10 protein-coding genes and 1 pseudogene are annotated in these 10,432 nt (G+C 48.8%); 2 read left to right on the forward strand and 9 right to left on the reverse strand.

Annotation, left to right across the window (positions count from 1 at the left end; genetic code table 11):
• Window positions 1-70: 70 nt before the first annotated feature.
• The 3 genes from ccpA to CHH60_RS12000 form a co-directional block, all read right to left on the reverse strand.
• Window positions 71-1,078, reverse strand: coding sequence for a catabolite control protein A (gene ccpA / locus CHH60_RS11990; protein WP_095290204.1), 1,008 nt, complete (start codon window positions 1,076-1,078; stop codon window positions 71-73).
• A gap of 92 nt (window positions 1,079-1,170) precedes the next feature.
• Window positions 1,171-1,518 (reverse strand): bacillithiol system redox-active protein YtxJ, encoded by a 348-nt coding sequence (gene ytxJ, locus CHH60_RS11995; protein WP_095359380.1) that lies wholly within the window; start codon window positions 1,516-1,518, stop codon window positions 1,171-1,173.
• Between the two features lie 122 nt (window positions 1,519-1,640).
• On the reverse strand, window positions 1,641-2,054 hold the full coding sequence (locus CHH60_RS12000) for a hypothetical protein (RefSeq protein WP_141236949.1): 414 nt from the start codon (window positions 2,052-2,054) through the stop codon (window positions 1,641-1,643).
• A 268-nt stretch (window positions 2,055-2,322) separates the two neighbouring features.
• Between CHH60_RS12000 and CHH60_RS12005 the strand changes: the two genes are divergently transcribed.
• Entirely contained in the window at window positions 2,323-2,853 is a 531-nt protein-coding gene (locus CHH60_RS12005) for a type 1 glutamine amidotransferase domain-containing protein (RefSeq protein WP_095359382.1), read from the forward strand.
• A gap of 116 nt (window positions 2,854-2,969) precedes the next feature.
• On the opposite strand, the gene ptsP is transcribed toward CHH60_RS12005, so the two are convergent.
• From ptsP to aroA, 4 genes are all read right to left on the reverse strand, one after another.
• The gene (ptsP, locus tag CHH60_RS12010; RefSeq protein ID WP_095359383.1) at window positions 2,970-4,730 is read right to left on the reverse strand and encodes a phosphoenolpyruvate--protein phosphotransferase; all 1,761 of its coding nucleotides are present in this window, start codon (window positions 4,728-4,730) and stop codon (window positions 2,970-2,972) included.
• Complete coding sequence (locus CHH60_RS12015) at window positions 4,727-6,607, reverse strand: glucose PTS transporter subunit IIA (protein WP_095359384.1); 1,881 nt, start codon at window positions 6,605-6,607, stop codon at window positions 4,727-4,729. The genes ptsP and CHH60_RS12015 overlap by 4 nt, the downstream gene beginning before the upstream one ends.
• A gap of 233 nt (window positions 6,608-6,840) precedes the next feature.
• Complete coding sequence (locus CHH60_RS12020) at window positions 6,841-7,275, reverse strand: CoA-binding protein (RefSeq protein WP_095290193.1); 435 nt, start codon at window positions 7,273-7,275, stop codon at window positions 6,841-6,843.
• A 221-nt stretch (window positions 7,276-7,496) separates the two neighbouring features.
• Entirely contained in the window at window positions 7,497-8,792 is a 1,296-nt protein-coding gene (gene aroA / locus CHH60_RS12025) for a 3-phosphoshikimate 1-carboxyvinyltransferase (RefSeq protein ID WP_095359385.1), read from the reverse strand.
• Between the two features lie 147 nt (window positions 8,793-8,939).
• On the opposite strand from aroA, the gene CHH60_RS12030 reads away from it, so the two are divergent.
• The gene (locus CHH60_RS12030; protein WP_095290189.1) at window positions 8,940-9,245 is read left to right on the forward strand and encodes a rhodanese-like domain-containing protein; all 306 of its coding nucleotides are present in this window, start codon (window positions 8,940-8,942) and stop codon (window positions 9,243-9,245) included.
• A gap of 224 nt (window positions 9,246-9,469) precedes the next feature.
• Here the strand turns inward: CHH60_RS12030 and CHH60_RS12035 are convergent, their stop codons facing one another.
• Complete coding sequence (locus tag CHH60_RS12035) at window positions 9,470-9,979, reverse strand: shikimate kinase (RefSeq protein ID WP_246058220.1); 510 nt, start codon at window positions 9,977-9,979, stop codon at window positions 9,470-9,472.
• A 245-nt stretch (window positions 9,980-10,224) separates the two neighbouring features.
• Window positions 10,225-10,432, reverse strand: a pseudogene (locus CHH60_RS12040) (NADP-dependent phosphogluconate dehydrogenase); the annotation flags it as partial.

Here is a 10,432-nt window from a genome sequence, read left to right on the forward strand (position 1 = left end):
TCCGTCTCCGGAGCTTCCGTATATCCATTATGTAGAGAGAATTCCTTCTCCCTTTTCGAATTGCTTTTGCTTAGCCAGCGTGGCTTACTGACAGACGAAGAATCGTTTCATGCGGCAAAATAACCCGTGGGTTCTCCACATTTTCCTTCTTCATCAACTTGGTGAGCAAACGCATGGCTACTGCGCCAAGGTCATACATCGGCTGTGCCACCGTTGTCAATTGAGGACGAACCATGGAAGCCATACGAATGTTATCCACACTAATGATAGAGAAGTCATCTGGTACCTTCAAACCTTCATCCTGAATGGAGTGAATGGCACCAATGGCCATTTCGTCTGTTGCAGCAAAGATAGCGGATGGTCTCTTCTTCAGTCCGAGGAAATATTTCATTGCTTCCACACCGGACTCGTAACGATAGTTACCGATCCGTACCAGATCCTCCTGATATTCCATTCCCGCCGCTTCAAGTGCTTTTTTGTACCCTTGGAAACGGGCATACCCGTTCGCAGGATCTTGCAGCGTACCACTGATCATCGCAATTTCCTTATGCCCATGACGAATCAATGTGTTCACCGCATCAAAAGCTGCAGCTTCGTGGTCGATATCCACGGAAGGATATGTTCCCTTCTCGTCACTCGTTGCACAGAGCACGATTGGTACTGCCGCAGACTGAAACGCCTGAATATGTTCATCCGTTACTGTTCCACCCATGAAGAGCAGGCCATCTACCTGTTTCTCCAGCAGAGTGTTGATGACACGGATTTCTTTTTCCTTTTTCTTGTCAGCATTACACAAAATAATGTTGTAGTGATACATATTCGCAATATCCTCGATCCCGCGGGCAATCTCTGCGAAAGTCGAGTTTGAAATGTCCGGAATAACGACCCCGACCGTGGTTGTCTTCTTGCTGGCCAAACCTCTGGCTACCGCATTCGGACGATATCCCAACCGCTCGATGGCTTCATATACTTTTTTGCGCGTTTGTGGCTTAACATTCGGGTTGTTATTTACCACCCGCGATACCGTTGCCATGGACACACCAGCTTCACGTGCCACATCATAAATGGTTACCGTCACAGTACTTCTCTCCATTACCAGTAAATTTTCATACCATTTTCATTAAGATTTATATTACGACAAATTTTTGCATTAATCAATTAAAATAGGCTTTAGGACTCACTTAGAGCATTCGTGAGTGTGGACGAAGTAATATCCGAATGGGAAGTATGCCATACATGGATTCCTTTTTTGACCAGAATCGCCTGCGGAGATTCGTGCTTAACTCCCAGCTTGTCGGCTGCTTCATTAGACACAGGCCGATCTTCCACGACGTAAATGATGCCATAGTTTACATTTTCATTAGGATTATTTTGCAAATAATTGTTCATCTCCTGATAAGCATTCGCGCTGATCGGGCAGCGTGTGCTGTGCTTAAACAGAAGCAAGGGTTGGTCTTCAGAAGCCTCCACTGCGGAGTTTAGCTGTTCAATACTTGTCATTTTAGTCATGTCAGCCATTTGATATACATCCCCCTTTTTCAGGAATACCGCTATGTTGAGCGTTTTCACTCTAGGATATCTTAACAAAAAGCGCATGAAAAAGCCAATTTTCATGAAAACAAGCATTTAGCACGTCAAAATTAGACAGCATTCGAGAAATGTGCCTGCCATACAAAACCGGACAATTGGCTCAACCTGCGCTCCGTAGTTTCCATCCATTCTTCATCGCCCGACTTCTGAGCATATCCCATAATATCGAGCAGCAGGTTAATGCGTTCGTTCACGGCTTGCTGCATGTGATGTTCCATCTCGCGATCACTTGCATCTGGCCAGGCCAGCAGTTGTTCGTGAAATAGATCGGCAAGTTCATTTTGCTTGCCAAAGGATACATCCTGTTTCACGGGTTGTTCACCCAGCTTGCTGATACATTCTTTCAAATCCGGCTTGACCGGCTGTAATACTTCGTATGAAACACAATCCGTGCATGCAAAAACAGGCACATTCCGAATCTCCACTTTCTTCGCATAAACTACCGTTCTCAATTCCAATTCCATTACATGTCCGCATTTGCACGTTTTGCGCACATTCATCACCTCATTCGTTCTATACTCGTATACGTTACCATTCGACCTTTTTCCGCTTAAATCCTGCCGCAAACCGTAGGTTGTACAAATTACCACTGCCCCCAAATGCAGGTTGTCGAAAATAAGCTTTCATATAGATGTAACCGTTATCTAAACAGGGAAAATGCACAATCATGAAGTGTCATACAGAATCTGTTACAATATAAGTTGCGACATCCTAACCACGGCAAAAGGAGAGATGGTTGTGAGACTAACAGGAAAAAAAGTCATCGCACTGGTCGATGAAGAATTTGAGGATCTGGAGTTGTGGTACCCCGTACATCGTGTGCGTGAAGAAGGTGCCGAGGTACATTTGGCCGGAGAGAAAAAAGGTAAAGTCTACATCGGAAAATACGGTGTTCCCGCTGAAGCGGAATACAGCTTCGATGAACTGGACAGTTCACAATATGATGGCATTCTCGTGCCGGGCGGCTGGGCGCCTGACAAGCTCCGCCGTTATCCGAAAGTCCTTGAACTGGTGAAAGACATGCATGCAGATCGCAAGCCGATTGGGCAGATCTGTCACGCTGGCTGGGTGCTGATCTCTGCCAAAATTCTGGATGGGGTTACCGTAACTTCCACACCAGGCATTCGGGACGACATGGAAAATGCCGGAGCAATCTGGAAGGATGAAGCCGTTGTTGTCGATGGACATATCATTTCGGCTCGTCGTCCGCCTGATCTTCCTCCCTATGGCAAAGCATTCTGTGATGCACTTGCTAAAAAGTAAATCAGGAATACAAAAAAGCCCTTCGCTCATGGCGAGGGCTCTTTTTGTATCATATTAACTCAAATGGTATAAAAATGAATATATTAATTTAAAGGTATTTTACATGCACAATGGATTCAAGAAGCATTGGACCCGCTTTGTTCATCAGGATTTCCTGTTGAATCATTATATTTCTGCAAACGCTGCTCAATGTCTGCACTGGTTCTCAGGGCAAAGCAGTCACGCGCCGCTTCTTTGGCGTCCACGGCTGTTGTGTTCAACACCCTGTGCTTCACCCGCAGCAAAGATTGCGGTGACATGCTAAGATTACGAATGCCCAGCTCCAGCCAAAGCGGAATGGAACGTTCGTCACCTGCCATCTCCCCGCACACACTAACCTCAATTCCAGCGGTGCGAGCAGCATCGACCGTTGCACGCAGCATTCGCAGAACTGCCGGATGATATGGATGGTACATGTGAGCAATCTGTTCATTCATACGGTCTACAGCCAGCACGTACTGTACCAGATCGTTTGTCCCGATGCTGAAGAAATCCGCTTCCTCGGCCAGCAGGTCAGCAATCATAACTGCCGCAGGCACTTCGATCATGATTCCGACTTTAATATGAGGATCATAAGCAATTTGACGCTCATCCAGATCGGCCATCGCTTCACGCAGAACCTCATTGGCCTGTCTAAGTTCTTCCACAGAGGAGATCATGGGATACATAATTTTGACGTTCCCTGCCGCACTGGCCCGCAGAATTGCTGTGAGCTGTGTCTTAAACAGATCCTTGCGATCCAGGCTGATCCGGATGGCCCGATAACCCAAAAATGGATTATCCTCTTCAGGCAGTTCGAAATAATCGAGCTGTTTGTCTCCACCAATATCCAGTGTACGAATGACCACGGATTGACCTGCCGTCTTCTCCGCTACCAAACGATACACTTCATACTGTTCCTGCTCGCCTGGGAAGGTAGCACGGTCCATGTACAGAAATTCCGTGCGGAACAGGCCTACACCTTTTGCCCCGTGCTTAAGAGCCAGATCCAGCTCCTTCACGGAGCTGATGTTCGATGCCAGATGCAGCACTGCACCGTCCTTCGTGATCGCATCCACTGTAGCGAGTACCTGGAGCTGTTCCTTTTTCTTCAGCTGTTTGCTGCGAATCATGGTGTACCGTTCAATTGTCTTGCGATCCGGTTCCGTAAATACCAAGCCGTTATCACCATCCACCACTAACATATCCCCAGTGTCCACTGGCATGCCAACACTCGCTTCCAAACCGGAAACGAGGGGGATGCCAAGCGCACGGGCCATAATTGCCGAATGCGATGTCTTGCCACCGATCAGGGTCACAATGCCCAGTACGTGACTGGGATTCAGATGGGCCAGCTGCGATGGAGACAATTCCTTGGCTACAAGTATATAAGGTTGAGTATCCGAAGGGAGCGTAATCTCCGGGGCTCCCAGCAGATGCTTCAACAAGCGGTTGCCGACATCCTTGATGTCGATCGCCCGTTCCTTCATATATTCATCATCCAGCAAATCGAACATGGTAACAAAGTGGTCAATGGCTTCTTTTACCGCCACTTCCGCCGCTTTGTACTGCCGTTCAATAATGCCGCGAATCTCGTTCATGAATACCGGATCTTCCAGAATGGCCAGATGTGCATCAAAGATGCTGGACTCCTCCGGACCAACGACTTCCTTGAACTCATTCTTGATAAATTCGATCTCATCCTTCGATGTCCGTATTCCCTCGTACAGCCGTTCGAACTCCTGGGCGAGATCCACCGAGTCCATCTTCTGGTCCGGCAGATCCCATTCCCAACTGGGCAGGACAAATGCTTTGCCGATGGCTACGCCTGCAGCTCCATTGATGCCTTGTATCTTCATTCTACCCCTCCAACGTTCCTGTCATAGAGCACCACGGACATGACGGATGCCTGACCTTTCTTGACTTGCTTAAATGGAGCAAAACTCCATGATTTAACACGATCCGGATTCGTGATCACCATCGGTGTAGTCAGCGACGCTGCTTCCGCCCGCAGTACAGCCAGATCAAACTTGATCAACAACTGCCCGGGCTCGACGGTATCTCCTTCCTGAACGAAGGCTTCAAAATGCCCCTTCAGCTGCGAGGTATCGATACCGATATGAAGCAGGACCTCAAGTCCTTCCCGAGTGGATATGCCCAAAGCGTGCATCGTCGGATACAGGTGCATAATCGTTCCGTAGACTGGTGATACCAGCTCTCCCTTTTCCGGAACAAAAGCCACCCCATCCCCAACCAGCTTCGCGGCAAAGATCTGGTCAGGCACCTCTTCGATCGGCAGCATTTTGCCTTGGACCGGTGCACAGAACAGGACTTGCGGCAAATCCCGCTCAAGGAGCTTGGCGATCTCTTCGCGAATCAACTCGGAATACGTGCCAAACACGACCTGGACGTTACCACCACCGAGCTTGATCAGCCCCGCAGACCCCATACTCTTCATGGCTCCCGTATCGATGAGACGGTCGTTGTGCACCGTCAGCCGAAGCCGTGTAATACATGCCTCTACCTGAACGATGTTTTCCTTACCGCCCAATGCTTCCAGGATCAATGGTGCCTGGTAAGGAATATTCCCTACCCAATCCTCCAGCATGGAGCCTTCTTCCCGTCCTGGCGTTGGAATCTTAAACGTACGAATGGCCCAGCGGAACAGGAAGTAATAAACCAGCCCATATAGTATGCCAATCGGTATGAGTTTCCAAGCATTCTCTGATAGATGGAAGTTGAGTATGTAATCGATAATGCCGGCGGAATAAGAGAAGCCGTGCCTGATATCTAGCCAATAACCAATCCACATCGCAAGTCCGGACATGACGGCATGTACGATAAACAGATAAGGTGCTGCAAACAAAAAGGCAAATTCAATCTGCTCGGATACACCTGTCAAAAAACAAACCAGCGCAGAAGTGAGAAATGTCTTTTTGATCTTCGGTTTCAGATCTTCCCTTGCCTCCTGAATAATCGCAAAGGCAATGGCAGGTATGGCAAACATCATGATGGGAAACAAGCCTGCCATAAAGTAACCGGCGGTTGGATCGCCTGCAAAAAAGCGTGGCAGATCCCCCTGCACAATGTTACCGTCTGGCGTTTCATACGTCCCCAGCTGAAACCAGAACACATTGTTAAGCAAGTGATGCAGTCCAAATGCCACCAATACTCTATATAGCACTCCGTAAATGAACAAACCAAAACCGCCGAGACTGTATTCCCAAGCGGCGATCGCATTCAGTCCATGCTGTAATATGGGGGCGAGCCACAGCATGAAACAGGAAAACAGCGCCGAGCACAGCCCAACGATCAGCAAAACAAACCTGGACCCGCCAAAAAACTGCAATATCTCAGGCAGCTTGATGCTTTTGAACCGATTATGTGTCACCCCGGCGAGAGCGCCGAGAATAATTCCAACTAAAGAAGCTGGCTGTATGGTTCCATCCCCGAAATGGCGAGTCACCTGATCATATATAACGATACCGGCCAAAGCGGCAAGTCCCGCTTGTCCGGCCTGGTTGGAGAGTCCCAATGCTACACCGACAGCAAACAAATACGGCAAAAAATAAAAAATACCGTGTCCGGCCACGGTAGACACTTCACCAACAACTTTCAATCCCCAGGCGTCCCAGGGTAAACTGCCAACACTCAGCAAAATTGCGGCTGCGGGCAGGACCATTGTAGGCAGCATTACCGCTCGTCCGAGCTGCTGCAAGGATCCGAGCCAATTCATGGCGACCTCTCCTTTCTATCCTAGATGGTAAGCTTTACGAAACGTTTTGTCAAAGCAAAACGGTAAGCTGCTGGAAATTTGCCGTAAACTCTTATGACTTGCGACCAAATGACTACCACAGCTACGATCTGAAGGCAAGAAAGCAGGTCAAAGCGAAGGAGCATCCGCAGCTTTAAACACAGAAAAATCCCGTTAACTTGAAGTTAACGGGATCCAGTCTATTCCATATTCGCTTAACCGCGTCCGGCACCGCGCAGAACGATGGAGTCCTCTACCTTGATACAGCGATTCGTTACGGCTGTCATTCCGTTCTCAGCCGCAATCTGTACAGCCTCATCATTGTGAATGCCAAGCTGGAGCCACAAGACGTTTGCTTTGATGGCTGCGGCTTCACGAGCTACTTCCGGTGTATATTCGCTGCGACGGAACACGTTCACAATATCCACGGGCTCGGGAATATCCGCGAGGGTTGCATATACTTTCTCACCAAGGATCTCTCCCTGTGCTTGTGGATTAACCGGAATGATCCGATATCCTCTGCTCTGCATGGCTTCTGCAACCATGTAGGATGTCCGATCCGATTTGTCCGATAAGCCGACGACTGCGATGTTGCCTGCCTTGCGTAAAAGTTGCCCAATTTCTTCGCGAGTTGGGTTGTTAAATTCCATGTTCAAGCACCATCCTTTTCTGCTTAAAGTGCGTGTTCAAAAAGACCAGTTTTCAGTACCGAGAAGATGGGATGAAGCTAGAAATCGAGTAGCGGAGCGTAGGGAAAACTACGTGAGCAACGGACATTTCGGCTGAATTCCATATTCGATGCTGATGATGCCGCTAGGCATCCTTCGTAATCAAAAGCGGACTTTTTGAACAACCTCTTAAACGTGTTATTTTACTCTTTTACCCATTGAACCGAGGCGCCAAGCGCCTGCAAATGATCGAAATATTGTGGATAGGACTTGGCTACGTGGTGTGCATCCCGAATACGAAGCGGCTCCTTGGAACGAAGGCCAACCACGGTCAATGCCATGATAACGCGATGATCGAAGTGAGCATTAATCTCTACGCCGCCTTCGACGCCCTCCGGACGTCCGTGAACGATAATCTCGGCCTGACGCTCTTCCACGTTAGCCCCAGCCTTGCGCAGCTCGTTCAGGTAATCCGTAATTCGGTCACATTCCTTGTAGCGCAGATTCTCTACATTATAAAACCGTGAGGTCCCTTCCGCAAATACAGCAGCAGCTACCATCGCCAAAACAGCGTCGGTCGCTGCATCTCCGTCAAATTCTACGGCTTTCAATTTTCCGTTACCTTGTACATGTACCACATCATTCTCATGTGTCAGCGGCACTTCCATCATGCGCAGAACGTCGACAATCGCACGCTCTCCCTGTTTGCTCTGTTCCATCAGGCGCAGAATTTTCACATCCGATTGAGTAACCGCCGCTGCAGCCAGAACTGCAGCCGAACCAGGATAGTCTCCTTGAACGGTATACGTCTGCGGTTGATACGCCTGACCACCAGGTACTCGGAAAGACATGTAATCGTCGCTCGCATGAATAATGATTCCTGCCTGTTCAAGCACTTCAAGTGTTTGACCGATTACCACTTTGGACTTAAGGTCATTCAACACTTCAATGGTGCTGTCTTCTGCAAGAAGCGGAGTAACAAAAAGCAATGCGCTCAGATATTGGGAACTCACTGATCCGGACACACGGATATGTCCGCCCTTGGCATTACCGCCTTTGATTGTGATCGGCAGTCGTCCTTGTTCATGCTGCACTTCTACACCGAGCTGGCCAAGAGCATCAATCAGGTCGTCATGCGGACGTTTACCGAGTGAGTCCGGGTAGGTATTCACAAAGGTAACTTCAGGACAGAGTGCGGTTACGCCCATCAGGAAGCGAAGCACTGCACCTGCGTTGCCCACATTTAACTCGCGCACATCACGAGGATGGCTGCCAAAGCCTTGAATGACGATTTTGCTGTCATCTTCTTCTAGTACGGCTCCAAGATCACGGATACATCTACGCATCGCATCACTGTCTTCGCTGTGGGCCGGATAATGAATTGTGCTTGTACCTTCTGCCAGTGCTGCTGCGAGCAGATAGCGGGTAGTGTAGTTTTTGGAAGAAAGGGCTCCAATTTCCCCATTCAGGGTAGGGGTTGGTTTAACAATTACGTCCATAGATGAAATTCTCCTTCATTGAGCAGATTAATCTGCTATATATATTTGTTACAAATAAAACGAAGTCCTCTTGCCAAATTGACATTCCCCACATAGCTTGGGTATCATAATAGGCGTTAAGTCCATACAGAAAAGAGGACCTGAATGATGACTCAAATAGCTGAAATAGAAACATCCGAGCTGCGTCGCCGCCTGCAGGCAGGAGAGAAGCTTCAGATGATAGACGTTCGTGAGGACGAGGAAGTCGCGCAAGGCATGATTGAAGGAGCCAAGCACATCCCGCTGGGACAAATTCCGGACAGATTGTCCGAAATCGAAAAGTCCGGCGAGATCATTCTGATCTGCCGCAGCGGCTACCGCAGCGAGCGTGCCGCCGAGTACTTGCAGCAGCTTGGTTATGCAGGCTGCACCAACATGGTTGGCGGCATGCTGCAATGGCAGCAGGAAGACTAAATGATCTGGAGCAGGAACCCAACACAGCGTTATCAAGAATTGCAACAAGGCAGTTCACCCTGTAGCTTTTGGATTCCGCTCCGTTACATTCAGTTTTAAACGGGCCATCCTGGCCCGTTTTGTTATTTTCCCACCAAATCATTGCCCCTTATCATCTGCTTCACAGTTGTAACTCCCCCACTACTTGAGGTCATAATAGACATCAAAATGCAGCGAACACAAGCTTAGACGCGGTAATGCGCTAAAATAAGACGAGACACTTCAGCTGCGGATAACTCGGTTGTATCCACTGTGTAATGTGCAAATTTATATGCGTCCTTCCGTTCCTTCATAATGGTATGAATGCGCTCCTCTGCGTTGCCTGCCAGAAGGGGACGTTTATCATCGCCGCTTACGCGCTGTACAATTGCTGCGGGATCAGCAGTCAGCGCAACAATCCAACCGTTCTTCGACATTACATCACAATTGTCAGAACGCAGTACCACACCGCCTCCGGTTGCGATCACCTGCGACTTCTTTTCCAGGACCGAACATAACATGCGGCTCTCGGCATCACGGAAATACGACTCACCTTTGCTTGTGAACAATTCCGGGATCGTACAGCCTTCCTCTTTCTCCACCGCGGTGTCCACATCGATCAGCTTGTAACCCAGCTCACGGGCGAGCAGGTCAGCTACCGTTGATTTGCCGGTTCCCATCATGCCTATGAGAATAATATTGTTAGACTTGCTCAAGGGTGTACACTCCTTTATCTCAAGCATTTCATGAGCGCTTTTGTCCTATCATAACACAGCCCTGCTAACGGGGGAAGGCCACACATTCGGTCTGTTGGAAAACAGACTTATATAAAAAAATGACCCGAAGCATCCGGCATACCGGAACTCCAGGCCATTCTTCAAGAAAGGGTGTCCCAAACGAACAGGGAGAGCACCCCAACCTCATATTAAAGCTGTAGAAGCTTCGAATGAACAAATATATATTATTCCATCCAGTTGTGGTGGAAGCTTCCCTCTTTATCCACACGTTTGAAGGTGTGGGCTCCGAAGTAGTCACGCTGTGCTTGCAGCAGGTTTGCAGGCAAACGCTCTGTACGGTAGCTGTCGTAGTAGGAAAGCGCGCTGGAGAAGCCAGGTACCGGAATACCTTGTTTTACAGCAGCTGCTACAACTTCACGCCACGCATCCTGG

This window comes from Paenibacillus sp. 7523-1 (genome assembly GCF_002276415.1).
Classification (GTDB): domain Bacteria; phylum Bacillota; class Bacilli; order Paenibacillales; family Paenibacillaceae; genus Paenibacillus; species Paenibacillus illinoisensis_A.

What these genes read in the sequence shown, in the direction of transcription:
- CHH60_RS12005 (WP_095359382.1), top strand. Translation starts at nt 2,323, where the DNA reads ATGGTTGTGAGACTAACAGGAAAAAAAGTCATCGCACTGGTCGATGAA.
- CHH60_RS12000 (WP_141236949.1), bottom strand. Translation starts at nt 2,054, where the DNA reads ATGGAATTGGAATTGAGAACGGTAGTTTATGCGAAGAAAGTGGAGATT.
- CHH60_RS12030 (WP_095290189.1), top strand. Translation starts at nt 8,940, where the DNA reads ATGACTCAAATAGCTGAAATAGAAACATCCGAGCTGCGTCGCCGCCTG.
- ptsP (WP_095359383.1), bottom strand. Translation starts at nt 4,730, where the DNA reads ATGAAGATACAAGGCATCAATGGAGCTGCAGGCGTAGCCATCGGCAAA.
- ytxJ (WP_095359380.1), bottom strand. Translation starts at nt 1,518, where the DNA reads ATGGCTGACATGACTAAAATGACAAGTATTGAACAGCTAAACTCCGCA.
- aroA (WP_095359385.1), bottom strand. Translation starts at nt 8,792, where the DNA reads ATGGACGTAATTGTTAAACCAACCCCTACCCTGAATGGGGAAATTGGA.
- CHH60_RS12015 (WP_095359384.1), bottom strand. Translation starts at nt 6,607, where the DNA reads ATGAATTGGCTCGGATCCTTGCAGCAGCTCGGACGAGCGGTAATGCTG.
- CHH60_RS12020 (WP_095290193.1), bottom strand. Translation starts at nt 7,275, where the DNA reads ATGGAATTTAACAACCCAACTCGCGAAGAAATTGGGCAACTTTTACGC.